The organism is Streptomyces sp. NPDC006516, assembly GCF_040611875.1.
Lineage (GTDB): Bacteria > Actinomycetota > Actinomycetes > Streptomycetales > Streptomycetaceae > Streptomyces.
Window position 1 is genome coordinate 297,857 of sequence record NZ_JBEXPD010000004.1, and the last position, 21,516, is coordinate 319,372.

At 72.1% G+C, this 21,516-nt stretch carries 23 protein-coding genes and 1 tRNA gene; 12 read left to right on the forward strand and 12 right to left on the reverse strand.

What is annotated here, in order from left to right; genetic code table 11:
• Nucleotides 1–51: 51 nt before the first annotated feature.
• On the forward strand, nt 52–1,035 hold the full coding sequence (locus ABZY45_RS15690) for an aldo/keto reductase (RefSeq protein WP_356740156.1): 984 nt from the start codon (nt 52–54) through the stop codon (nt 1,033–1,035).
• Nucleotides 1,032–3,362 carry an ATP-dependent RecD-like DNA helicase gene (locus ABZY45_RS15695; RefSeq protein ID WP_356740158.1) on the forward strand — a complete coding sequence of 777 codons (2,331 nt, stop codon included), beginning with the start codon at nt 1,032–1,034 and terminating at the stop codon, nt 3,360–3,362. Before ABZY45_RS15690 ends, ABZY45_RS15695 begins: the two co-directional genes overlap by 4 nt.
• Nucleotides 3,363–3,501: 139 nt before the next feature.
• Here the strand turns inward: ABZY45_RS15695 and ABZY45_RS15700 are convergent, their stop codons facing one another.
• Complete coding sequence (locus tag ABZY45_RS15700; protein WP_356740160.1) at nt 3,502–4,152, reverse strand: hypothetical protein; 651 nt, start codon at nt 4,150–4,152, stop codon at nt 3,502–3,504.
• A 47-nt stretch (nt 4,153–4,199) separates the two neighbouring features.
• Between ABZY45_RS15700 and ABZY45_RS15705 the strand changes: the two genes are divergently transcribed.
• Nucleotides 4,200–4,388: a DUF5703 family protein gene (locus tag ABZY45_RS15705; RefSeq protein ID WP_145806600.1), complete on the forward strand. Its 189-nt coding sequence runs from the start codon at nt 4,200–4,202 to the stop codon at nt 4,386–4,388.
• Nucleotides 4,389–4,444: 56 nt separating this feature from the next.
• Here ABZY45_RS15705 and ABZY45_RS15710 read toward each other — a convergent pair whose 3' ends face one another.
• The 3 genes from ABZY45_RS15710 to ABZY45_RS15720 form a co-directional block, all read right to left on the reverse strand.
• The gene (locus ABZY45_RS15710) at nt 4,445–5,182 is read right to left on the reverse strand and encodes a chaplin family protein (RefSeq protein ID WP_356740162.1); all 738 of its coding nucleotides are present in this window, start codon (nt 5,180–5,182) and stop codon (nt 4,445–4,447) included.
• 138 nt (nt 5,183–5,320) lie between these two features.
• Nucleotides 5,321–5,554 (reverse strand): chaplin ChpH, encoded by a 234-nt coding sequence (gene chpH / locus ABZY45_RS15715; RefSeq protein ID WP_014157166.1) that lies wholly within the window; start codon nt 5,552–5,554, stop codon nt 5,321–5,323.
• A gap of 146 nt (nt 5,555–5,700) precedes the next feature.
• The gene (locus tag ABZY45_RS15720; protein ID WP_356740164.1) at nt 5,701–7,035 is read right to left on the reverse strand and encodes a M20/M25/M40 family metallo-hydrolase; all 1,335 of its coding nucleotides are present in this window, start codon (nt 7,033–7,035) and stop codon (nt 5,701–5,703) included.
• Nucleotides 7,036–7,219: 184 nt separating this feature from the next.
• Between ABZY45_RS15720 and ABZY45_RS15725 the strand changes: the two genes are divergently transcribed.
• Nucleotides 7,220–7,307: transfer RNA gene (locus tag ABZY45_RS15725), tRNA-Leu, on the forward strand.
• Between the two features lie 208 nt (nt 7,308–7,515).
• Here ABZY45_RS15725 and ABZY45_RS15730 read toward each other — a convergent pair.
• Together ABZY45_RS15730 and ABZY45_RS15735 are read right to left on the reverse strand one after the other, a co-directional pair.
• A complete protein-coding gene (locus ABZY45_RS15730) occupies nt 7,516–8,469 on the reverse strand; it encodes a glycoside hydrolase family 43 protein (RefSeq protein WP_356740166.1) in 954 nt (317 codons plus the stop codon).
• Nucleotides 8,466–9,527, reverse strand: coding sequence for a rhamnogalacturonan acetylesterase (locus ABZY45_RS15735; protein WP_356740168.1), 1,062 nt, complete (start codon nt 9,525–9,527; stop codon nt 8,466–8,468). Before ABZY45_RS15735 ends, ABZY45_RS15730 begins: the two co-directional genes overlap by 4 nt.
• A gap of 459 nt (nt 9,528–9,986) precedes the next feature.
• Here ABZY45_RS15735 and ABZY45_RS15740 point away from each other — a divergent pair, with 459 nt between their 5' ends.
• A complete protein-coding gene (locus tag ABZY45_RS15740) occupies nt 9,987–10,925 on the forward strand; it encodes a pseudouridine synthase (RefSeq protein WP_356740170.1) in 939 nt (312 codons plus the stop codon).
• A 12-nt stretch (nt 10,926–10,937) separates the two neighbouring features.
• Here ABZY45_RS15740 and ABZY45_RS15745 read toward each other — a convergent pair whose 3' ends face one another.
• The 3 genes from ABZY45_RS15745 to ABZY45_RS15755 all read right to left on the reverse strand — a co-directional run bounded on the left by ABZY45_RS15745 (nt 10,938) and on the right by ABZY45_RS15755 (nt 13,429).
• The gene (locus tag ABZY45_RS15745) at nt 10,938–11,567 is read right to left on the reverse strand and encodes an MBL fold metallo-hydrolase (protein WP_356740172.1); all 630 of its coding nucleotides are present in this window, start codon (nt 11,565–11,567) and stop codon (nt 10,938–10,940) included.
• A complete protein-coding gene (locus ABZY45_RS15750; protein ID WP_356740174.1) occupies nt 11,567–12,652 on the reverse strand; it encodes an S-(hydroxymethyl)mycothiol dehydrogenase in 1,086 nt (361 codons plus the stop codon). Before ABZY45_RS15750 ends, ABZY45_RS15745 begins: the two co-directional genes overlap by 1 nt.
• Before the next feature lie 75 nt (nt 12,653–12,727).
• Complete coding sequence (locus ABZY45_RS15755; protein ID WP_356740176.1) at nt 12,728–13,429, reverse strand: FCD domain-containing protein; 702 nt, start codon at nt 13,427–13,429, stop codon at nt 12,728–12,730.
• A gap of 144 nt (nt 13,430–13,573) precedes the next feature.
• Here ABZY45_RS15755 and ABZY45_RS15760 point away from each other — a divergent pair, with 144 nt between their 5' ends.
• The gene (locus tag ABZY45_RS15760) at nt 13,574–14,083 is read left to right on the forward strand and encodes a gluconokinase (protein ID WP_356740178.1); all 510 of its coding nucleotides are present in this window, start codon (nt 13,574–13,576) and stop codon (nt 14,081–14,083) included.
• An 11-nt stretch (nt 14,084–14,094) separates the two neighbouring features.
• A complete protein-coding gene (locus ABZY45_RS15765) occupies nt 14,095–15,492 on the forward strand; it encodes a gluconate:H+ symporter (RefSeq protein ID WP_356740180.1) in 1,398 nt (465 codons plus the stop codon).
• 6 nt (nt 15,493–15,498) lie between these two features.
• On the opposite strand, the gene ABZY45_RS15770 is transcribed toward ABZY45_RS15765, so the two are convergent.
• A complete protein-coding gene (locus ABZY45_RS15770; RefSeq protein ID WP_356740182.1) occupies nt 15,499–16,164 on the reverse strand; it encodes a cytochrome b/b6 domain-containing protein in 666 nt (221 codons plus the stop codon).
• A complete protein-coding gene (locus tag ABZY45_RS15775; RefSeq protein ID WP_356740184.1) occupies nt 16,106–16,870 on the reverse strand; it encodes a molybdopterin-dependent oxidoreductase in 765 nt (254 codons plus the stop codon). The genes ABZY45_RS15770 and ABZY45_RS15775 overlap by 59 nt, the downstream gene beginning before the upstream one ends.
• Before the next feature lie 107 nt (nt 16,871–16,977).
• Here ABZY45_RS15775 and ABZY45_RS15780 point away from each other — a divergent pair, with 107 nt between their 5' ends.
• Nucleotides 16,978–17,403, forward strand: a complete 426-nt coding sequence (locus tag ABZY45_RS15780; protein WP_356740186.1) for an ASCH domain-containing protein — start codon at nt 16,978–16,980, stop codon at nt 17,401–17,403.
• Between the two features lie 157 nt (nt 17,404–17,560).
• Here ABZY45_RS15780 and ABZY45_RS15785 read toward each other — a convergent pair whose 3' ends face one another.
• The gene (locus ABZY45_RS15785; protein ID WP_356740188.1) at nt 17,561–19,216 is read right to left on the reverse strand and encodes an FAD-binding dehydrogenase; all 1,656 of its coding nucleotides are present in this window, start codon (nt 19,214–19,216) and stop codon (nt 17,561–17,563) included.
• Between the two features lie 153 nt (nt 19,217–19,369).
• Between ABZY45_RS15785 and ABZY45_RS15790 the strand changes: the two genes are divergently transcribed.
• The 4 genes from ABZY45_RS15790 to ABZY45_RS15805 are packed head-to-tail and all read left to right on the forward strand — an operon-like array spanning nt 19,370 to nt 21,507.
• Nucleotides 19,370–20,287 carry a DMT family transporter gene (locus tag ABZY45_RS15790; protein WP_356740190.1) on the forward strand — a complete coding sequence of 306 codons (918 nt, stop codon included), beginning with the start codon at nt 19,370–19,372 and terminating at the stop codon, nt 20,285–20,287.
• Entirely contained in the window at nt 20,274–20,804 is a 531-nt protein-coding gene (locus tag ABZY45_RS15795; RefSeq protein ID WP_356740192.1) for an NUDIX domain-containing protein, read from the forward strand. The genes ABZY45_RS15790 and ABZY45_RS15795 overlap by 14 nt, the downstream gene beginning before the upstream one ends.
• Nucleotides 20,801–21,199 carry a DUF202 domain-containing protein gene (locus ABZY45_RS15800; protein WP_356740194.1) on the forward strand — a complete coding sequence of 133 codons (399 nt, stop codon included), beginning with the start codon at nt 20,801–20,803 and terminating at the stop codon, nt 21,197–21,199. Before ABZY45_RS15795 ends, ABZY45_RS15800 begins: the two co-directional genes overlap by 4 nt.
• Entirely contained in the window at nt 21,196–21,507 is a 312-nt protein-coding gene (locus ABZY45_RS15805; protein ID WP_356740196.1) for a DUF202 domain-containing protein, read from the forward strand. The genes ABZY45_RS15800 and ABZY45_RS15805 overlap by 4 nt, the downstream gene beginning before the upstream one ends.
• Nucleotides 21,508–21,516 lie beyond the last annotated feature (9 nt).

Below are 21,516 nucleotides of genomic sequence, written 5' to 3' on the forward strand. Positions count from 1 at the left end.
TTGTCCACAGGCTTCCACCCCGTGGGGCCTTGGCCAGTAATCTCAGCGCCCATGGAGCAGAGGCATCTCGGCCGTACCGGCCTTCGTGTGTCCCGGATCGGGCTGGGCACCCTCACCTGGGGCCGGGACACCGACGAACACGACGCCGCCGACCAGCTGAAAGCCTTCTGGGACGCGGGCGGCACCCTCGTCGACACCGCGGACGCGTACGGCGGCGGCGAGGCCGAGTACGTGCTGGGGCAACTCCTGGGCAACCTGGTGCCGCGGCAGGATCTGGTCATCGCGACGAAGGCGGGCAGCGTGCCCGACCCCTACCGCCGCTGCGACGGCTCGCGCGGGCACCTGCTCGCCGCGCTCGACGCCTCGCTCCGGCGGCTCGGGACCGATCACGTCGATCTGTGGCAGATCCACGCCTTCGACCCCGTGACGCCGCTGGAGGAGACCCTGCACGCCGTGGACCTGGCTGTCTCGTCCGGGCGCGTCCGCTACGCCGGGGTGGCCAACTTCAGCGGCTGGCAGCTGGCCAAGGCGGCCACCTGGCAGCTCGCCGCGCCCGGGCTGCGCACCCGGCTCGCCTGCACCCAGATGGAGTACTCGCTGCTTCAGCGGGGCATCGAGCGGGAGGTGCTCCCGGCGGCGCTGGACCTCGGGGTGGGCCTGCTGCCGTCGTCCCCGCTCGGCCGGGGCGTGCTGACGGGGAAGTACCGCACCGGCACGCCGTCGGGCTCGCGTGGCGCCTCCGAGCACCTGGCTCCGTTCGTCGAGCCGTATCTCGACGCCCAGGCGAGCAGCATCGTGGACGCCGTGGCCACGGCTGCCGACGGCCTCGCCACGACGCCTCTCCAGGTCGCCCTCGCCTGGGTGCGGGACCGGCCGGGGGTGGTGGCCCCGGTGGTCGGCGCGCGCAACGCGCAGCAGCTGACGGAGGCGTTGTCAGTGGAGACGCTTAGTCTTCCTGACGAGATCTGCCAGGCGCTCGACGATGTGTCGGCGCCCGTGCACCGCTATCCCGACCAGGACTGGAGCACGCTGTGACTGCGCATCCCCGGGGAGAGGCCCCGGACCCCGCGGCCGAGAACGAAGAGGACCGCGAGGAGACCGGCACCCCGGCCGCCGGGACGCCCGGCACGGCTGACGCCGCTGCCGACGCGACCACCGCGGGGGACACGGCCGGGACCGGCGCGGTCGCGACGGTGACCGGCACGGAAGACGCGCGGGACGCGGGCCCCGAACACGCGCAGGACGCGGCAAGCGCGGAGGAGACGGACGCAGAGGGGGCAGGTGCGCAGGAGTCGAAGGAGGACTCCGGCACGGCCGAGCTCTCGGAGGCCGAGGCCGAGCTGGCCGCACAGCGGGAGCTCCGCCGGCGGATCGAGCAGCGCAAGGCCGAGAAGGAGGGGCCCATCGAGGCCGGTGCCAAGCTGAGCGGCCCGGCCGCCGATCTGCTGGCTGCCGTGCGGGCCGTGGAGAGCGGCGAGAAGCCGGGCACCGCGTTCTTCGACTCCGCCTCACCGGCCCCCGCCCCCCGCCGGGCCCCCGCGCCCGCGCCCGCGCCTCACCGGCCCTCCCCCGGCCCCCGGCCTACGGCCCCGCGGTCCGCTTCTCCCGAGGCGGCAGCGTCGGTCGCGCAGGTGCTCAAGGAGGGCGGGGCCCCCGAAACCCTGGCGGCCCCGGCGGCCGTGACGCTGGGCGAGCAGGCCGCGGACATCCTCCGGCAGGATCCCTGGCAGCTGCTGTCCGTGCCCGGCGTGCGGCCGGAGCAGGCGGACGGCTTCGCCCGCGCGCTGCTCGGCTCGGAGTGCGGCCCGGACGACGGCAGGCGTACGGCGGCGCTCGTGGCCTGGCTGCTGGAGCGGGCCGCGCTGCGTGGTCACACCGCTCTGGAAGCGGACGAGGTCCGCGCGGGACTGGCGGGCTTCGCGGTGGCCGATCCGGAGGCGGCTGTGGAGAACGCCGTCGCCGAGGGCGTCGTGCTGGTCTTCCAGGAAGGCGTCGACGCCGCAGGCACGGGAGCGCCGGACGGCACGGCCGAGTCGAACGAGGACACCGAGGGCTCCGAGGACGGGGCGGCGGACGAGGAGGAGGCGGTCCAGGTCCTCCTGGGCCTCGATCGTTACGCGCTGGCCGAGGAGAGCCTCGCCGACGGCCTGGGCCGGCTGGTGAACTCCTGCGAGAAGGGCGCCGACTGGACGGCGCCCGCGGCCGCCGCTCCGTCCCCCTCCGCGGTTGAGCTGATCCGGACGGCTGCCACCGCGGGCCTCGTCGTGCACAGCGGCGGTGAGAGCGCCCGTGCCGAGCCCGCCGCGCTGATCGCCGCGGCGCACGCTCTCGGTCTGCGGGCCCTCGGCACCACGCACAGCGCCGACGGGCAGCGCCGGCTGGCCGCTGCCGTCGGTGACCCGCGCTCCGCCGTCACCCTGTCCGCACTGCTCTCCGGAGAGAGCGGGCCGGGACGGGACGCGGACGGCGCGTTCGCGCTGGACCTGCTGGTCGTCCTGGACGCCCCCCAGCTCGACGTGGAGACGGCCGCCATGCTGGTGGAGTCCCTCGCCGACGGGACACGGCTGGTGCTGAGCGGTGACCCGGGGGTGCTGGGGTCCGCCGGCGCGGGCCGGGTGTTCGCGGACGTGATCGCCGCGCGCGCCTGCCCGCACGTGGTCTCGCGTACGCCCGATCCCGGGCCGATCGGCGAGCTGGTGTCCGGCATCGGCATCGGAGAGCTCGCCCAGGTCGACGCGCCGGGCAAGGAGGTCGTGATCGTGCCGGTCCGTGACGCGGGCGAGGCCGTCCACCGCACCGTGCAGCTGGTGGCCGACTCGGTGCCCCGTGCCATCGGCGTGCCCTCGGACGACACGCAGGTCATCACCGTCGGGCATGGCGGCTCCGCGGGCACCCGGGCCCTCAACACGGCACTCAAGCAGCGGCTCAACCCGGGGCCCGGCCGGTTCGGCGGCTTCGACCCGGGTGACCGTGTGGTGCACGTCCCGGCCCCCGGCAGGGTGGTGCCCGGTTCGGTGGTCTCGGCCGACGCGGAGGGCCTGCACCTGGACTGCGCGGGCACCCCCGTCGTCGTACCGGCGGACCGGGTGGAGAGTTCCGTGCGCCACAGCTGGGCGCTCAGCGCGCACCAGGCGGCGGGGATGAGGTGGCCCGCCGCCGTCGTCGTCCTGCCGGGCGACGCCGCGCGGGGGCTCAGCCGGCCGTGGGTGTACACCGCGTTCAGCCGCGGGGAGCGGCACCTCTCCGTGGTGCACGGGGTCGACCAGGCCCTGCCCCGGGCGGTGGCCGAGGTCCCGGCCCAGGAGCGTACGACCCGGCTGCGCCCCCTGCTGGAGGCGCTGCCGACGCCGGACGCCTCGTAACCACCGGAGGGCCTCGTAGCCCTGCCGGACGCCTCGTAGCCGCAAAAGAGCCTCGCAAGCCCTCCGGACGTACTCGTAGCGGCCGGAGGGCCTGGCAGCCGTCAAAGAGCCTCGCAGCCCTCCGGACGACTCGTCGCCGTCAGGACCGGTCGCCCCGGTCCGTGTCCGGCTCGTCCTCCTCGTCGAAGACCGCGCTGACGTCGAAGCGGCAGACCACCAGCGCGGGATCGGCCTCGTCGAAGGGCGCCCCGAGCCACTCCCCCGGCTCGGGGAGCTCGTGGGCGGCGGAGACCCACAGCGTGGAGTCGCCTTCCTCCAGGCCGAACTCCTTGTGCCGGGAGGCGATCTCGTCGGCCTCGTACTCGCCGAACAGCACGCCCAGCGCGGCATGCACCCCGGCACCGGCGACCGCCACCGACGCGCTGTCCTGCGCGTCCGGGTCGAGATCGGCGAGCCGCTGGGCCTGGGCGATCAGCCGTGCGGGCTCCGCCACCGCGTAGTCGCGCCGGATCAGCACGCTGAGCGCGTGCGGCTCCCCGGGGCCCTCGTAGGGCGGGAGGGAGTCCTCCGCGCCGGGGATCTCGAAGGGGGTGACCTCGTCGTAGCGGTCGTAGAGGAGTTCGTCGTAGACCTCGGCAGCGGCGGCCAGTGCGTTGAACGCGTCGTAGACGGCGGGATCGTCGTCCCCGGTACGGCGTTCGACGGCCTCGAGGTGGCGGTCGAGCGCGGTTTTGACTGCATCGGCGGCGGCGCGTACCTCGGCAGCGGTGGGCTGCGCAGCATCAGACATGGGACAGACGCTATCCGTACCGGGGGTCTGCCCGCACAATAGATGCGATGCCGGAATACGAATTCATCGACGTGTACGTGCCGCGCGGGGTGTCCCGCCAGGAGGCGGCCCGACTGCTGACCGACCATGCCGAGTACGGGCACTGGGAGTTGGACCGGCTGACGCTGCGCCTGGACGGCAGCCGCCGGGTCCGGCTCCGCCGCCGGATCATCCGCCAGCTCCGGGCCACCTGGTAGCACTGAGCGGGTTCCGCGTGTGCGGAACCCGCTCGTCGCCCGGAGTAGGACTGCTGTTACGCGGCGGTGCGCGAACGTCGGTACAGAACCGCGCCCGAACCGGCGAGCAGCATGCCCGCGCTCGCCGGGATCAGCAGGCCGAGCCCGCCTCCGCCGGTGTGGGCGAGCTGCTCGCCCGGCACGAGCTGGGTCTCGGGAGCATGAGGGGTGACCGGGGTCTGCGGGGTGTGCGGCGTCCGCGGTACGACCGGAGGCGGGGCCGTCTCACTGTCGTTCTCGCAGTCGTTCCCGAAGACCGGGTTCAGCAGTCCGCCGACGGTGACGCTGTTGCCGCAGACGTTCACGGGGATCTCGACCGGCACCTGCACCTGGTTGCCGGAGAGGATGCCGGGCGAACCGGTCGTCTCCGCCTGCGCGGAGGTGCTGGAGGCCCGGTGCCTGCCGGTCCCCTCACCGCCTTCGCGTGCGTCCTGGTGTCCGGACGCGTGGCTGCCGGAGCCATGGCCGGACACGGAGTCGCCGCCGTGGCTGGAGGTGTGGGCGGAGTCCGAGGATCCGTTTCCGCACTCGTTGCCGCTCGTGGGATTGAGCAGACCGCCGACGTCCACGGAGTTCCCGCACACGTTGACGGGGACGTCGATCGGGACCTGGATCGAGTTCCCCGAGAGCACTCCCGGTGAATTCGACGCACCGCCGGACGCTCCCGCGTCGGCGTGTGCGTAGCCACCACCGAGCGCGAGCACACCGCCCGCCGCTGCCATGGTGATCAGGCCTTTGCGTGTGACCTGTCGCATAGGTTGCTTTCCTGCCTTCTGCCTACCGAAATGCCCCCGGCACAGCCGTGCGGGGGCCGAATGCCCAGCGGCCCCGGAGTGCATGGCGCGCACTCCGGGGCCGACCGGGCTCAAACCCTCACGGGTTGACGCGCATCGTCACGCGTTGACGCAGGTGTTGCCGAAGGCGGGGTTCAGCAGCCCGATCACGGAGATGGTGTTACCGCACACGTTCACCGGAACGTGGACCGGCACCTGAACGACGTTGCCCGAGAGCACGCCGGGGCTGCCGATGGCGGCACCCTGGGCGCCGGCGTCGGCGGAAGCCATACCCGCACCCGCGAGCACGAGACCACCGGTAGCAGCCGCGATTGCGACGACCTTCTTGATCATTATTCCTCCTGGTTGACAAGTGCGGTCCCAGCCGCGGACCGCATCACGTGTAACGAGGAGGCGGTGAGGGGGCTACGAGCGGGCGGCCCCTTTCACCCTTTCCGGTGAGATACGCACAAGCGGGCGAATGCGATCGCCCGACAAGGTCAGGAGTGATCGATGAACCGGTCGAGCACCCGGGCGCCGAAGGTCAGGCCCTCGACGGGAACCCGCTCGTCCACGCCGTGGAACATGCCGGCGAAGTCGAGCTCCGGCGGCAGCTTCAGCGGGGCGAAGCCGAAGCAGCGGATGCCGAGGTCGTCGAAGGACTTCGCGTCGGTGCCGCCGGAGAGCATGTAGGGCACCGCGCGGGCGATGGGGTCCTCGGCCTTCAGCGCGAGCTGCATCGCGTCGACCAGGGAGCCGTCGAAACTGGTCTCCAGGGCCTTGTCGCCGTGCACGTCCTCGCGCTTCACCTTCGGGCCGAGGATCCGGTCGAGGTCCGCGAGGAACTCGTCCTCGAAACCCGGCAGGAACCGGCCGTCGACGTGCGCGGTGGCCTGCCCGGGGATCACGTTGACCTTGTAACCGGCGCCGAGCATGGTGGGAGCCGCCGAGTTGCGCAGGGTCGCGCCGATCATCTTGGCGATCCCGCCGAGCTTGGCGAGCGTCGCCTCCATGTCCTCCGGGTCCAGCGGGGTGCCGAGCGCGTCGGACAGCTCGTCGAGGAAGGACCGCACGGTCTTGGTCACCCTGACCGGCCACTTGTGGCGGCCGAGGCGGCCGACGGCCTCGCACAGCTCGGTGATCGCGTTGTCCGTGTTGGTCATCGACCCGTGCCCCGCGGTGCCGTCCACGGTGAGCCGCATCCAGTGCATGCCCTTCTCCGCGGTCTCCACGAGGTAGAGGCGGAGGTTCTCGTTGACGGTGAAGGAGAAGCCGCCGACCTCGCCGATCGCCTCGGTGACGCCGTCGAAGAGGTCGCGGTGGTTGTCCACGAGATGACGTGCCCCGTACGTGCCGCCCGCCTCCTCGTCCGCGAGGAAGGCCAGCACGATGTCGCGCGGGGGCTTGCGGCCGGTCCGCATCCGGTCGCGTACGACCGCGAGCGTCATCGCGTCCATGTCCTTCATGTCGACCGCGCCGCGGCCCCACACGCAGCCGTCCGCGATCTCCCCGGAGAAGGGGTCGTGCGTCCAGTCCGCCGCGTTGGCGGGGACGACGTCGGTGTGCCCGTGGATGAGCAGCGCGGGCTTGGAGGGGTCCTCGCCCTCGATCCGGGCCACGGTGGAGGCGCGGCCCTTGTGGGACTCGATGATCTGCGGTTCCAGTCCGACCTCCGCCAGCTTCTCCGCGATGTACTCCGCGGCGGCCCTCTCCCCCGGCCCCGAGTGGTCGCCGTAGTTGCTGGTGTCGATACGGATCAGGTCACGACAGAGGTCCACGACCTCGTTCTCGGCGGTTGTGCCGATGCCGGCCGGAGCCGGATTGGTCTCGCTCACGCTGCTTCCTTCCACTGTCGCGGTCGTACTCCCCCTCATCCTCCCGCGCCCGGCCCGCGCACCCAAGGCCGCCCGGCTCCCGTCATGCGCCTTTCACATGACCGGGGGCGTGATCGAGCACCCTCGAATGTTTGCTATGGTTTTCCACGTCGGAACGGGCCAGGGCCCGCGAGACAGACACCTTGTCCGGGTGGCGGAATGGCAGACGCGCTAGCTTGAGGTGCTAGTGCCCTTTATCGGGCGTGGGGGTTCAAGTCCCCCCTCGGACACCAGAGAGAAACCCCAGTCCACCTGGGGTTTTTCTGTTTTCCCGGCCCACGCGAGGACGCCGCGCCCATGGACCGGGCAGGTGCACGGGACCACCGCCCGGTCCTCGGTCCCACCGGAAGAACCTCGCCGCTTGGGAGACCAGCCGGTTCCGTACGGAGAGACCCGCCGGTTCCGGCCGGAGGCACCCCGCCGGAACCGGGCGGAACCCGCTCAGGAGCGCCCGGGGGCCCCGAAGTCCGGAGTGCCGTCAGCGCGCCAGCCGAACGGCTGTATACGGGTGTGGCGGTTGGGGTCACGCAACGGGTCGCCGTCGATCCGCTCGTACGGCCGCGCGTGGTAGACCAGCACGTCCGTGCGGCCGTCCTCGGTGACGGTGAAGGAGTTGTGGCCCGGGCCGTACTGACCGGTCTCGGCACAGCCGGCGAAGACGGGGCGCGGGGACTTGGCCCAGGACGCGGGGTCCATCAGGTCGCTCGCGTCGTCGGCGGTGAGCAGGCCCATGCAGTAGTTCGCGTCGGTGGCGCTCGCGGAGTACGTCATGAAGACGCGGCCGTTGCGCCGGATGACCGCAGGCCCCTCGTTGACCGCGAAGCCGACGCGCTCCCAGGCGTACTCGGGTGCGCTGAGGCGGACCTGGGGCCCCGTCAGCGTCCAGGGATCCGCCATGCGTGAGAGGAAGATCCCGGTGTTGGAGTCCAGGCCCGGCTCGTGCTGGGCCCAGGCGAGGTAACGCTCCCCGCGGTGGGTGAAGGTGTGGGCGTCGAGCGAGAACGTGTCCCAGGCCGTGACGATCCGGCCCTTCTCGGTCCAGGTGCCCCGGTGGGGGTCGGGGTGGGTGTTCTCCAGCACCCACATCCGTATCCTCCACACGTCGTCGGCGGGCGCCGCGGCGAAGTGGATGTACCAGGCACCGTCGGCACGGTGGAGTTCCGGTGCCCAGATGTGCGCCGCCATGTCGCCGGACGCGTGCCGGGTCCAGATGACCGTTTCCTCCGCCGTGGCGAGTCCGGCCAGGGTGCGGGAGGAGCGCAGGACGATCCGGTCGTAGGAGGGGACGCTCGCCGTGAAGTGGTAACGGCCGTCCGCGTGCCGGGTGATGTGCGGGTCGGCGCGCTGTTCGGCCAGCGGGTTCGGGAAGGACGGTGGCGCGGGCAGCGGGCTCACCGGACCGCGCGGGGCGCCAGGAGCCCCAGGCCGCGGAGTTCGGCGAGGACGAGGGCGGCGTACTCCGTGGCGCCGCGCACCGAGGTGTGGGTGTTGTCGCGCTTCTCGTCGTAGAGGTACAAGGCCTTGGAGCCCTCCGGTCCGAGCTCCTCGACGCGGGCCTTGGTCAGGGCCGTGAGGTCGACGAGCGGGGTGTCGTGCTCGGCGGCGAGAGCGCGCATCTCGGCCGGCAGGTCCACGCCAAGGCCGTTGACGAGCAGCGCGGTGCCGTTGTCGAGCGTGCCGTCGGTGTTGAACCAGCGGCGGACGATCGGGGTGACGAGTACGGGCCGGCCCCCTTCGGCACGCACCTCCTCGATCATCGCGGTGAGGTTGGCCCGGTAGGTCTCGCGCTCGGTCTGCTTGTCGTTGTGGGCGAGCTGGACGAGGACGAGGTCTCCGTGGCGGATACGGGCGCGCAGCGCGGGGAAGAGCGCGGGATTGTCCCGGAAGGACTGCGAGCCCTCGCCGGAGTCGGCGTAGTTGGCGACCGACACCCGGTCGGTGAGGTACTGCGGGAGCCGCTGCCCCCAGCCCGTGTACGGTTCGGCCGCCTGGTCGCAGACGGTGGAGTCGCCCGCGAGCAGGATCTGCGGCGTGCGGACGCGTTCGACGTGCACCGAGGCGAGCTGAGGGGCGGCGCCGCCGAAGGTGAGGTCGAGTCCGGGGGTGCCGGTGGCCCCGGTGGGCTCGCCCTCCGGGTCACGGACGTCCACGGTGAAGCTGCGGCGGACCGTCTCACCGGCGGCGTTGGGTGTCTCGGCGAGCATGGCCCGGCGGCTCTCGGCGGTGACGGATGTGGAGCCGGGCACGGAGCCGCCGCCGAGCAGGACCCGGACCCGGTAGGTGCCGGGGGCGACGTCGAAGTGGCAGACGACGGGCACGGTGCCGGTGCAGTGGCCGAGGCCGTCCCCCTCACCGGATCTTCCGCCGTGGGCCCCGGCGGGCGGGGCGGCGAGGGTGGTCAGGGCGGCAAATGCGGCACAGGTGGCCAGCAGTGCGGTACCGGCTCGGCGCATGGGGGCTCCTCATCGGGGAACGAACACGGCGGGTGACGCGTGATGCGTTGAATGGATTCAACGAGGAGGAACCCTAGCGCCTTGAGCAAGCGCTTTCTACGGTGTGGAGAGTTTCGTCCTGCCCCCCTTGACGCGCCGGGCCCCCGCCCTTGACTTCGCCCACGTGCGTTCCCGGCAGCCGGCGCGAACGCGCGCCTCCTGCGCCCGACCTCTTCGAGAGCACCGATCTCGATTCGGGGCGGTGGACCGTGTGCACCGGCCACGCCCTCCCGGCGGGCGCCCGGCAAGGGTCGGTACTGCCGGTCACGCGGCAGGAGTACGAGCGGCTGCTGACGGCGTACGCGCCGGTGGGATGATGGAGGACCGGTGCCCGCCCGCGCCGGGCTCGGGCCCGTCCGGGTGCCGGCGTCCCCCGGCCCCTCACGTGCCGGGCTCCTGCTGCGACAAGGACCGATGGCCATGCGAGGACGGGTGAGGCCCCCCAGCGCCCCGCTCCCCCAGCGCTCGGGCGTGGACCCGGTGCGGGTGCGGCTCCCGGCGGATCCGGCGGGAGCCTGGCCCACGGTCCGGGACCATCTCCTGGACCGGTTCGCGGGCGCGATCGGCGCCGGGCGGGTGGACGCCATGCTCGCCGAGGGCAGGTTCGTCGGAGCGGACGGCGGCGCGGTGCGGGCGGACGAGCCGTACACCGCGGGGCGTCATCTCTGGTTCCACCGTGACTTCGCGCCGGAGGAGCCGGTGCCCTTCCCCGTCGGCGTCGTCCACCGCGACGACCGCCTGGTGATCGCCGACAAGCCGCACTTCCTGGCCACCACCCCGCGCGGACGGCATGTCACCGAGACCCTCGTCGCCCGGCTGCGTGACGGACTGGGGCTGCCGGAGCTCCAGCCCGCGCACCGGCTGGACCGGCTGACGGCGGGACTCGTGCTCTGCGTCGTAAGGGCCCAGGACCGCGGGGCGTACCAGACGCTGTTCCGGGACCGGCTGGTGCGCAAGGAGTACGAGGCGGTGGCTCCCTACGACGCGGAGGTGGCGCTCCCCCGCACCGTACGGAGCCGGATCGTCAAGGAGCGCGGGGTCATCGCCGCGCGCGAGGAGCCGGGTGCGGTGAACAGCGAGAGCCGGATCGAACTGCTGGAGCACCGGGGCGCCTTCGGACGCTACCGTCTGCTGCCCGCGACCGGCCGCACCCATCAGCTGCGGGTCCATATGAACGCGCTGGGGCTGCCGTTGGTGAACGATCCGGTCTACCCGGTGGTGGAACCCGAGCCGCAGCACGAGGACTACGGGCGTCCGTTGCAACTGCTCGCGAAGGTGCTGGAGTTCACCGATCCGGTCACGGGCGAGCCGCAGCGCTTCGAGAGCGGGCTGCGGCTCTCCTCGTGGGCGGACCGGTGATCCCCGCCGCGGTCAGTGGCCGCGGTTGATCCAGTCGTCCAGCTGCGGGGCCTCGGCGCCGATCGTCGTGGAGTCCCCGTGCCCGGTGCGGACGGTCGTCTCCGGCGGGAGGGTGAGCAGCCGGTCCCTGATCGAGTCGATGATCGTCGGGAAGTGCGAGAAGGACCGTCCGGTCGCGCCCGGGCCGCCCTGGAAGAGGGTGTCCCCGGAGAAGACGGTGCTCAGCTCGGGCGCGTGCAGGCACACGGCGCCGGGAGCGTGCCCCGGGGTGTGCAGGACGGTCAGCCGGATGCCCGCGACCTCCAGTTCCTGACCGTCGGCGAGTTCGCCGTCGGGGGCACGGTGCGGGTGGGTCTGTTCCCAGAGCGGCAGGTCGCCGGGGTGCAGCAGGATCGGCGCGCCGGTCGCGTCCGCGAGGGCGGGCGCCGCGTCGATGTGGTCGTTGTGCGCGTGGGTGCAGATGATCGCGCGCAGCCTGCGCCCGCCGAGTGCGGCCTCGATCGCGGCAGCGTCGTGGGCGGCGTCGATGACGACGGCCTCGGTGTCGTCGCCGACGATCCAGACGTTGTTGTCGACGTCCCACTCCCCGCCGTCCAGGGCGAAGGTGCCGGACGTGACCAGGTGTTCGATCCGCGCGCCCATCAGAGGACCACCACCGAGCGCAGGACGTCACCGTCGTGCATCCGGGCGAACGCCTGCTCGATCTCGCCGAGCTGGATGGTCTCGGTGACGAACGCACCGAGGTCGAGGCGGCCCTGCTGGTGCAGGTCGATCAGCATCGGGAAGTCGCGCGAGGGCAGGCAGTCGCCGTACCAGGAGGACTTGAGCGAGCCGCCTCGGCCGAACACGTCGAGCAGCGGGAGTTCGAGCTGCATATCGGGGGTGGGCACCCCGACGAGGACGACGGTGCCGGCCAGGTCGCGGGCGTAGAAGGCCTGCTTGTACGTCTCCGGGCGGCCCACGGCCTCGATGACGACGTCGGCGCCGTGGCCGCCGGTCAGGGCGCGGATCGCCTCGACGGCATCCTCGGAGCGGGAGTTGACGGCGTGGGTGGCGCCCATCTTCTTCGCCGTCTCCAGCTTGCGGTCGTCGATGTCGACCGCGATGATCTTCGCCGCGCCCGCGAGACGGGCACCGGCGATCGCCGCGTCGCCGACCCCACCGCAGCCGATGACGGCGACGGAGTCGCCGCGGCCGACCTGGCCGGTGTTGATGGCGGCGCCGATGCCCGCCATGACGCCGCAGCCGAGCAGTCCGGCGACGGCCGGGGAGACCTCGGGGTCGACCTTGGTGCACTGGCCGGCGGCGACCAGGGTCTTCTCGGCGAACGCGCCGATGCCGAGCGCCGGGGAGAGCTCCGTGCCGTCCAGCAGGGTCATCTTCTGCTTGGCGTTGTGGGTGTCGAAGCAGTACCAGGGGCGGCCCCGCAGACAGGCGCGGCACTGACCGCACACCGCACGCCAGTTGAGGACCACGAAGTCGCCGGGGGCGACGTCGGTGACACCCTCGCCGACGGACTCCACGACACCCGCTGCCTCGTGGCCGAGCAGGAAGGGGAAGTCGTCGTTGATGCCGCCCTGCTTGTAATGCAGGTCGGTGTGGCAGACACCGCACGCCTGGATCTTGACCACGGCCTCACCCGGGCCCGGGTCGGGCACGAGGATCGTCTCCACGCGGACGGGCTCGTTCTTCCCTGGTGCGATGACCCCTTGTACCTGCTGCGCCATGCCGTGGTCTCCCGTCCCGACTGCCCCGTTGTGCCAAAGATCGAACCCGCCCACCGTACCCGGGCGGGCGCACGCTCACGGAGCGAGTACGTCCAGTTCGTGCAGCGCGCCGACCGCGATCTCCTTGGTCAGCCGTTCCGCCCCCTCGGCGTCCCCCTCGCGCACCGCTTCGGCGAGCCGGACGTGGAGGGTGACGGCGGCGGGGTCGGGATCCTCGAACATCACCTGATGGTGCGTCCGCCCTGCGAGGACTTCGGCGACGACGTCACCCAGCCGCGCGAACATCTCGTTGCCGGAGGCGTTGAGCACGATGCGGTGGAAGGCGATGTCGTGGCGGAGGTAGCCCTCCAGCTGCTGGCCGCGCGAGGTGGCGACCATGCCCAGCGCGCACTCCGTGAGCGCGGCGCACTGCTCGGCGGTGGCGTTACGGGCGGCGAGGCCCGCGGCGACGGGCTCGACGGCGGACCGCAGCACGGTGAGCGAGCGCAGTTGCCGGGGCCGGTCCGCTCCGGCGAGGCGCCAGCGGATGACCTGGGGGTCGTAGACGTTCCACTCCTCGGTGGGCCGCACGGTCACCCCGACCCGCCGCCGGGACTCGACCAGGTGCATGGACTCCAGGACGCGGATGACCTCGCGCACGACGGTACGGGACACGTCGAAGCGCTGCGCGAGCTCGTCGGTGCGCAGAACCCGGCCGGGCGGGCAGTCACCCGCCGCGATCTCCAGACCCAGGGTGTCCAGCACATGCGTATGGAGCCCCTGGGCAGGTGTGGTCATGACCACAAGCCTACGGGGAGGGGTGGGGGAGCAAAAAGTACGACGTTTATGTCACAGCCTCTTGAATAAGTCGTATGTAATGGGTTTCAGTAGCGCGACGGACCGATGTCGCGGACCGATGTCGATGAAGACAGCGAGGCACCAATGAGCACCCCCCACGTCGTCGTGGTGATGGGCGTAGCAGGGACCGGCAAGACCACGATCGGCCCCCTGCTCGCCGACGCACTCGGCGTCCCCTATGCCGAGGGCGACGATTTCCACCCGCCGGCCAACATCGCCAAGATGACGGCGGGCACGCCGCTCGACGACGACGACCGCTGGCCGTGGCTGGAGTCGATCGGTCAGTGGGCACACAGCCGGGCGGGACTCGGCGGCGTCGTCAGCAGCTCCGCGCTCAAGCGTGCCTACCGCGACCGGCTGCGGGCCGAGGCGCCTGGTGCCGTCTTCCTGCACCTGACCGGCGACCGGTCACTCATCGAGCGCCGCATGGCGGACCGTAAGGGCCACTTCATGCCGACCGCGCTGCTGGACTCGCAGTTCGCCACCCTGCAGCCGCTGCAGGAGGACGAGGCGGGCGTCGCCGTCGACGTGTCCGGCACCCCCGAGGAAATCACCGAACGGGCCGTCGCCGCGCTGCGCCGGCTCGCGAACTAAGGATCACCACCGTGACCAGTCTCAGCGTCGAGATGCTGGCAGCGGATGCCGTCGAGCCCATCACCTCGGCCGGCAACGCACAGCTGGGCATCGCCGTCCTGGCGGGCATCGCAGTCATCGTGCTGCTCATCACCAAGCTCAAGATGCACGCGTTCCTCGCGTTGACCATCGGCTCGCTCGCACTCGGATCCTTCGCCGGGGCCAACCCGGCGAAGACGATCACCAGCTTCACCACGGGCCTGGGCTCGACCGTCGCGAGTGTCGGTGTCCTCATCGCCCTCGGTGCCATCCTGGGCAAGCTGCTCGCCGACTCCGGCGGCGCGGACCAGATCGTCGACACGATCCTCGCGAAGGCGAGTGGCCGTGCGATGCCGTGGGCGATGGTCCTGATCGCCTCGATCATCGGGCTGCCGCTCTTCTTCGAGGTCGGAATCGTGCTGATGATTCCGGTGGTGCTGCTGGTCGCCAAGCGGGGCAACTACTCGCTGATGCGCATCGGTATCCCCGCGCTGGCCGGTCTCTCCGTGATGCACGGGCTGATCCCGCCGCACCCCGGCCCGCTCGTCGCGATCGACGCCCTCGGCGCCAACCTCGGGGTCACGCTGGCCCTCGGTGTGCTGGTCGCCATCCCGACCGTGATCATCGCCGGTCCGGTCTTCTCGCGTTACGCCGCCCGCTGGGTGGACATCGAGGCGCCGGAGAAGATGATCCCGCAGCGCCCGTCGGAGGATCTGGACCGCCGCCCGAACTTCGGGGCGACCCTGGCGACGATCCTGCTGCCCGTCGTGCTCATGCTGGTCAAGGCACTGGTCGACATCGTGGTGGACGACCCGGAGAACCACGTCCAGCGCGTCACCGACGTCATCGGCTCGCCGCTGATCGCGCTGCTCGCCGCCGTGCTCGTGGGCATGTTCACCCTGGGCCGCGCGGCCGGATTCACCAAGGGCCGCATCACCAGCACCGTCGAGAAGTCGCTGGCACCGATCGCGGGCATCCTTCTGATCGTGGGCGCCGGCGGCGGGTTCAAGCAGACCCTCATCGACGCCGGCGTGGGCCAGATGATCCTGGACTTCTCCGAGAACTGGTCGATCCCCGCCCTGCTGCTCGGCTGGCTGATCGCCGTGGCGATACGCCTGGCGACGGGCTCGGCGACGGTGGCCACCATCTCGGCGGCCGGCCTGGTCGCCCCGCTGGCGGCCGACATGTCGACGTCGCACGCGGCGCTGCTCGTCCTCGCGGTCGGAGCGGGTTCGCTCTTCTTCAGCCACGTCAACGACGCGGGGTTCTGGCTGGTGAAGGAGTACTTCGGCATGGACGTCCCGCAGACGATCAAGACCTGGTCGGTGATGGAGACGATCATCTCCGTCGTCTCGCTGGCCTTCATCCTGCTGCTGTCGCTGGTGTTGTAGCCGGCGTCACTCCTCGGGCACCCGCCACAGCGGGTGCTCGGAACGGGCCCATGGGCGCTCGACCGATCCGGTGCGCATGCCACGGCGTGCCTCCGGGTCGGCGAGCGCCTTCGCCATGTGGCCGGCGAGGACGATGCCGATCGCGAGGGCCAGCCAGTCGTGGACGAAGGTCGCCCCCGTCCGCCACACCAGTGGGGTGAGCCCGGTGAACCACATCAGCAGCCCGGTGCCGAGCATCACGAGGACGGCGCCGGCGATCCACGCGGCGTAGATCTTCTGGCCGGCGTTGAACTTCCCGGCCGGGCGGGAACCGGGCGTACGGTCGCGGCGCAGGGCGGACACCAGCCACCGGCGGTCGTGCGGTCCGAACCTGTTGAGGCGGGAGAGATCCGCCCGCAGCGCCCGGGAGACCAGACCGACGAGCAGCGGTACGGGGATCAGCAGCCCGGACCATTCGTGCACGGTCACCACGAGGTGGCGGCGCCCGACGAGTTCGGCGAGCTGGGGGACGTACAGACAGGCGGCCGTGGCCACGCAGAGCAGCGCGAGCCAGGCCGTGGTGCGGTGCACCCAGCGCTCGGCGGTGGTGAATCGCCTGATCCTCGGGGCAGGTTCAGACGGTGGGGGCGTCGTCCCGGCCGTTGGACCGGCCCACCCAGGCGTCGACGTCATAGCCGAGCTCCTCCCAGTAGCCGGGGCGCACGGAGTCGGTGACGGTGATCCCGGAGAGCCATTTGGCGGACTTGTAGAAGTACATGGGGGCCACGTACAGGCGGACCGGGCCGCCGTGGGCGTGGGCCAGCGGTTCGTCGCGCATGCGCAGGGCGACCAGGACGTCGTCGCGGCGCGCCTGTTCGAGGGTGAGACTCTCGCTGTAGGCCCCGTCGAAACAGGTGAAGCGGATCGCCTTCGCCCCGGGTCCCACCCCTGCCGCGTCGAGCAGTACGGAGAGCCTGACCCCCTCGAACGGCGTCTCGGGCACCCTCCAGCCCGTCACGCACTGGACGTCGCGCACGATGCGGGTCTGCGGGAGGGCCTTCAGCGCGTCCAGGGTGTACGTCGCCGGGCGCTCCACCAGGCCGTCCACGGTCAGGCCGTAGTCGGCGGAGCTCTTCCTCGGCACGGAGGAGACGACCGAGTAGTACCGGAAGCCGCCTCCGTTGGGCAGGAGTCCGGTCAGGCCGGTCGGGTCCTTGTCGGCGACCGCGCCGAGTCCTTTCTCCAGGCCCTTCTGGAGAACGGGAGCGGCAGCGACGCCCACCGCGCCGAGACCGAGCATGCCCAGGACGAGTCGACGGCCCACCGGGGCGCCGGGCTCGGACGGTCCTTGTTCGGGCGGTCCTTGCTCGGGCTCGGTGGGAGGGGGACGACTGTTCACGCCCCCATTCGAACACCCCGCGGCCGCCCTTCACCAGGGCCCCGGGGGTACGTCACGGCTGCGACCGCGACGGATGCGGGCCCCATGACGCGTGCCACACTGCCGCCATGGAGAACCGTGAACCGCTCAAGCCCTACCTCCTCGCCTTCCCCGGGCCGCTGCGTGACCGGCTGGTGGCGGCGGTGCTCTCCGGGGAGAAGGTCTCCACGACCGGGCTGCTCGCGGAGTACGAGGCGGAGCGCGAGGAACTCCCGCCGGTGGGTGAGCGGTCGGCTCTCATCGACTCCGACGGGCGGGAGATCGCCGTGGTGGAGCTGACGGAGGTGCGGGTGCTGCCCCTGGGGTCGGTGGGACTACAGCACGTGCTCGACGAGGGCGAGGGGCACACGTCCGTCGCCGAATGGCGGGCGGGACACGAGGCGTTCTGGCACAGCGAGGAGATGCGGGAGGCGCTGGACGACCCGGGGTTCACGGTGGACGACGACACGATGGTGGTGGCGGAGCGCTTCCGGGTGGTGGAGCGGCTCCTCTGACGTCGGCCGGTCCGCGGGGCGGGGGCCATCGGCGGTGATCCCCCCGGGCCGACCGCCCGTGGCCCCCGGCCCCGGGCCGGGGCGCGCCCTCCGGGAACGCCGGCGTTCAGCCGGTCGCCCGGCTCAGCCGGTCGCTCCGCTCAGCCGGTCGCTCCGCTCAGCCGGTCGCCTTCGCCGCCGCCCTGCCCGCCGTACGGCCCGAGAAGATGCAGCCGCCCAGGAAGGTGCCCTCCAGGGAGCGGTAGCCGTGGACTCCGCCACCGCCGAAGCCTGCCGCCTCCCCCGCCGCGTACATCCCGGGCAGCGGGGTGCCGTCGCCGGTCAGCACGCGGGAGGACAGGTCCGTCTCCAGGCCCCCGAGGGACTTGCGCGTCAGGATGTTCAGCCTCACGGCGATCAGGGGCCCCGCGGCCGGGTCGAGGATGCGGTGCGGTTTCGCGGTGCGGATCAGCTTGTCGCCGAGGTAGGCGCGGGCGCCGTTGATCGCCGTGACCTGGAGGTCCTTGGTGAAGGGGTTCGCGATCTCTCGGTCGCGGGCGGTGATCTCGCGGCGCAGGGCGTCCTCGTCGATCAGCGCTTCACCCGTGAGCGCGTTCATGCCCCTGACGAGCGCGCCGAGGTCCTTCTCGACGACGAAGTCCACGCCCTTGTCCATGAAGGCCTTCACCGGGCCGGGGACGTCGGCGCGCGCCCTGCCGATCACGTCACGCACGGACTTGCCGGTCAGGTCCGGGTTCTGCTCGGAACCGGAGAGCGCGAACTCCTTGCCGATGATCTTCTGGTCGAGGACGAACCAGGTGTAGCCGTGGCCCGACTTCATGATGTGGTCGAGCGTGCCCAGCGTGTCGAAGCCGGGGAACAGCGGGACGGGCAGCCGCTTGCCGCGGGCGTCCAGCCAGAGCGAGGACGGGCCGGGCAGGATCCGGATGCCGTGCTTGTCCCATATGGGGTTCCAGTTCTCGATGCCCTCGGTGTAGTGCCACATCCGGTCGCGGTTGATGTGGTGGCCGCCCGCCTTCTCGGCGATGCCGAGCATCAGCCCGTCCACATGGGCGGGGACGCCGGAGAGCATCTTCTCGGGCGGGGTGCCGAGCCGCTCGGGCCACTGGGCGCGGACGAGGTCGTGGTTGCCGCCGATGCCGCCCGAGGTGACGATCACGGCCTGTGCCCTGAGCTCGAAGGAACCGGTGACCTCACGGCTGCTCGCCGTGCCCCGCTCGGCACCGCTCTCCTCCAAAATCTCGCCGGTGACCGTGTCCAGCGCCCCGGCCGACCGGCCGAGCCCCGTGACCCGGTGGCGGAAGCGCAACTGGACGAGGCCCTTGGCCACGCCCTCGCGCACCCGGCGCTCGAAGGGCGCGACGACGCCGGGGCCGGTGCCCCAGGTGATGTGGAAGCGTGGGACGGAGTTGCCGTGGCCGTTCGCGTCGTAACCGCCGCGTTCGGCCCAGCCGACGACGGGGAAGAACCGCAGGCCCTGTGCGTGCAGCCAGGACCTCTTCTCCCCGGCCGCGAAGTCGACGTACGCCTCGGCCCACTGCCGTGGCCAGTGGTCCTCCTCGCGGTCGAAGCCGGCCGTGCCGTACCAGTCCTGGAGGGCGAGCGCGTGGCTGTCCTTGATCCGCATGCGGCGCTGCTCGGGCGAGTCGACGAGGAAGAGCCCGCCGAAGGACCAGTGCGCCTGGCCGCCGATGGACTGCTCGGGCTCCTGGTCCAGCAGGATGACCCTGCGGCCGGCGTCGACAAGCTCGGCGGTGGCCACGAGCCCCGCGAGTCCTGCCCCGATCACGATCACGTCGGCGTCGTACGCCATGGGTTCCATCCTTCGGGGCGGTTGCGCGCAGCGGCGGGCGGGGACGGCAAGTTACTTGTGGGTCAGATCTTCGGTACACGCCGCGCCCACGTCAACCGTCCGCCCGGTGGCGCCCTCACCGATCCCTGACGGTCGCGGGGCTATCGTCGGACCGTGTCGGTGCTGGTGATCGTGCTCTCGGTGGGCGCCGCCTGCTGTCTGGGCTTCGGTTTCGTCCTCCAGCAGGACGCCGCCCGGCGCGCGCCGTTGCGCGATTTCCTCTCCCCCAGGCTGCTGCTCGACCTGATGCGGGTGCCGAGCTGGCTCTTCGGGATCGGCCTGATGGTCTGCGGCATGGTCCTCGGCGCGCTGGCGCTCGGTCAGGGCGAGGTGTCCGTCGTGGAACCGCTGCTGGCGACCAACCTCCTCTTCGCGATGGCGCTCTCGCGCCACCGGACCGGCCAGCCCCTCGGCCGCCAGGGCTGGGGAGGCCTCTGTCTCCTCGCGGGCGGCGTCGCCGCGTTCCTGCTGGCCGGTGAGCCGCGCGGCGGGGACGCGGTGACGTCGCCCCTGCGGCACTGGCTGGTGATCGGCGGGGTGGCGGGGCTCGCCCTGATCCTGACCGCGTGCGCCAGACACCCCCGGACCCGGGGGACCCCTGTGATGCTCGGCCTGGCCGCGGGGCTGCTGTACGGCTTGCAGGACGCGCTGACCAGGGTCAGCGGGGAGCTGCTGACCGAGGACGGGTGGGGGGCGCTGCTGACGAGCTGGCAGCCGTACGCCGTCCTCGTCATGGGGCTGACGGGACTGCTCCTGGTCCAGAGCGCGTTCGAGGCGGGGCCCCTTCGGGAGTCCCTGCCCGCCCTCACCGCCGCGCAGCCGCTGTCGGGCATCGTCTGCGGGATCGGCTTCCTCGGCGACCAGGTACGCACCGACCCGGCCGCCCTGGCCTGGCAGGCCGTGGGGCTGGCGGCGGTCGTCGCGGGGATCGTGCTGCTGGGGCTGCACCCGGCGATGCCGGAGGGGAGGGACCGGCACGGATCAACGGCCGCCGACCGGTTGATGTTGGATGGGCCCCATGACTCCGGCTGACGAGATCCTGGACATTGTCGACGAGAACGACGAGGTCGTCGGGCAGGCGCCACGCGGCGAGGCGACCTCGCGCGGCCTGCGCCACCGCTGCGTCTTCATCGAGGCGAGGGACGCGGCGGGGCGGCTCTTCGTCCACCGCAGGACGCCGTCGAAGCTGGTCTTCCCCTCGCACCACGACATGTTCGTCGGCGGGGTCGTGGGCGCGGGCGAGTCGTACGACGAGGCGGCGCTGCGGGAGGCGGAGGAGGAGCTGGGGGTCTCCGGCCTCCCCCGGCCGGTGCCGCTCTTCAAGTTCCTCTACGAGGGCCCTGGGCACAGCTGGTGGTCGTACGTCTACGAGGTGCGCTGCGAACTCCCGGTGGCCCCGCAGGCGGAGGAGGTCGCCTGGCACACGTTCCTGACCGACGCGGAGCTGCGCGAGCGCATCGACGAGTGGGAGTGGGTGCCGGACGGGCTCGACGCCTACCACCGGCTGCGGGAGTTCCGGGCGGGCGGCGGAGCGGGGGTCACCGGATGAGCGGCGACTTCGTGCGAGGGCTGCGGCTGTGGTTCGCGCCCGGGCGGATACGCGAGGAGGGCGACACCCCGGACTACCGCTTCTCCCTCGCCAACGAGCGCACCTTCCTGGCCTGGATCCGGACGGCTCTCGCCCTCATCGGCGGTGGTTTCGCCGTGGACCAGTTCCTGCCGGGGCTGGCCTGGGGCATCCGGGCGGGGCTGGCCCTCGGGCTGCTGGCGGCCGGGGTGCTCTGTGCGCTGCGGGCCGTCAACCACTGGGTGCGGTGCGAGCGGGCGATGCGGCGCGGTGAGGATCTGCCGGTCTCCCGCTTCCCCGCGCTGATCAGCCTCGTCGTCGCCGTGGTGGCCGTCGCGATGGTGGTGGTCGTGCTGTTCGGCTGGGAGGGCCGGTGACCGGCCCGGTGCGCGACCCGGGTCTGCAGCCCGAACGGACACGGCTGGCCTGGCGGCGCACGACCCTGGCGTGCACGGTGGTGGGCCTGCTCGCGGTCCGTCAGGCCCTGCACGAGGGGACGAGCGCGGCCGGGGTGCTCGCTGTCGCCCTGAGTCTGCTGGCGTGGCTGGGGTTCCTCTCGGCGGCGCACCGCCGGGTGTCCGCCATGGGGGCGTCCGAGCCCGCCACCCTGTCGCCGCGCCTCGCGGTCACGGCCGCCGGCTGCACGGTCGCGCTCGCGGTGTTCGCGGCGGCGACCGTGTTCTGAGCCGGCGCC

What these genes read in the sequence shown, in the direction of transcription:
- ABZY45_RS15785 (WP_356740188.1), bottom strand. Translation starts at nt 19,216, where the DNA reads ATGGCGTACGACGCCGACGTGATCGTGATCGGGGCAGGACTCGCGGGG.
- ABZY45_RS15735 (WP_356740168.1), bottom strand. Translation starts at nt 9,527, where the DNA reads ATGCGCCGAGCCGGTACCGCACTGCTGGCCACCTGTGCCGCATTTGCC.
- ABZY45_RS15755 (WP_356740176.1), bottom strand. Translation starts at nt 13,429, where the DNA reads ATGACCACACCTGCCCAGGGGCTCCATACGCATGTGCTGGACACCCTG.
- ABZY45_RS15795 (WP_356740192.1), top strand. Translation starts at nt 20,274, where the DNA reads ATGACTCCGGCTGACGAGATCCTGGACATTGTCGACGAGAACGACGAG.
- ABZY45_RS15750 (WP_356740174.1), bottom strand. Translation starts at nt 12,652, where the DNA reads ATGGCGCAGCAGGTACAAGGGGTCATCGCACCAGGGAAGAACGAGCCC.
- ABZY45_RS15690 (WP_356740156.1), top strand. Translation starts at nt 52, where the DNA reads ATGGAGCAGAGGCATCTCGGCCGTACCGGCCTTCGTGTGTCCCGGATC.
- chpH (WP_014157166.1), bottom strand. Translation starts at nt 5,554, where the DNA reads ATGATCAAGAAGGTCGTCGCAATCGCGGCTGCTACCGGTGGTCTCGTG.
- ABZY45_RS15770 (WP_356740182.1), bottom strand. Translation starts at nt 16,164, where the DNA reads ATGACGTCGACGCCTGGGTGGGCCGGTCCAACGGCCGGGACGACGCCC.
- ABZY45_RS15780 (WP_356740186.1), top strand. Translation starts at nt 16,978, where the DNA reads ATGGAGAACCGTGAACCGCTCAAGCCCTACCTCCTCGCCTTCCCCGGG.
- ABZY45_RS15760 (WP_356740178.1), top strand. Translation starts at nt 13,574, where the DNA reads ATGAGCACCCCCCACGTCGTCGTGGTGATGGGCGTAGCAGGGACCGGC.
- ABZY45_RS15745 (WP_356740172.1), bottom strand. Translation starts at nt 11,567, where the DNA reads ATGGGCGCGCGGATCGAACACCTGGTCACGTCCGGCACCTTCGCCCTG.
- ABZY45_RS15700 (WP_356740160.1), bottom strand. Translation starts at nt 4,152, where the DNA reads ATGTCTGATGCTGCGCAGCCCACCGCTGCCGAGGTACGCGCCGCCGCC.
- ABZY45_RS15800 (WP_356740194.1), top strand. Translation starts at nt 20,801, where the DNA reads ATGAGCGGCGACTTCGTGCGAGGGCTGCGGCTGTGGTTCGCGCCCGGG.
- ABZY45_RS15710 (WP_356740162.1), bottom strand. Translation starts at nt 5,182, where the DNA reads ATGCGACAGGTCACACGCAAAGGCCTGATCACCATGGCAGCGGCGGGC.
- ABZY45_RS15705 (WP_145806600.1), top strand. Translation starts at nt 4,200, where the DNA reads ATGCCGGAATACGAATTCATCGACGTGTACGTGCCGCGCGGGGTGTCC.
- ABZY45_RS15740 (WP_356740170.1), top strand. Translation starts at nt 9,987, where the DNA reads ATGCGAGGACGGGTGAGGCCCCCCAGCGCCCCGCTCCCCCAGCGCTCG.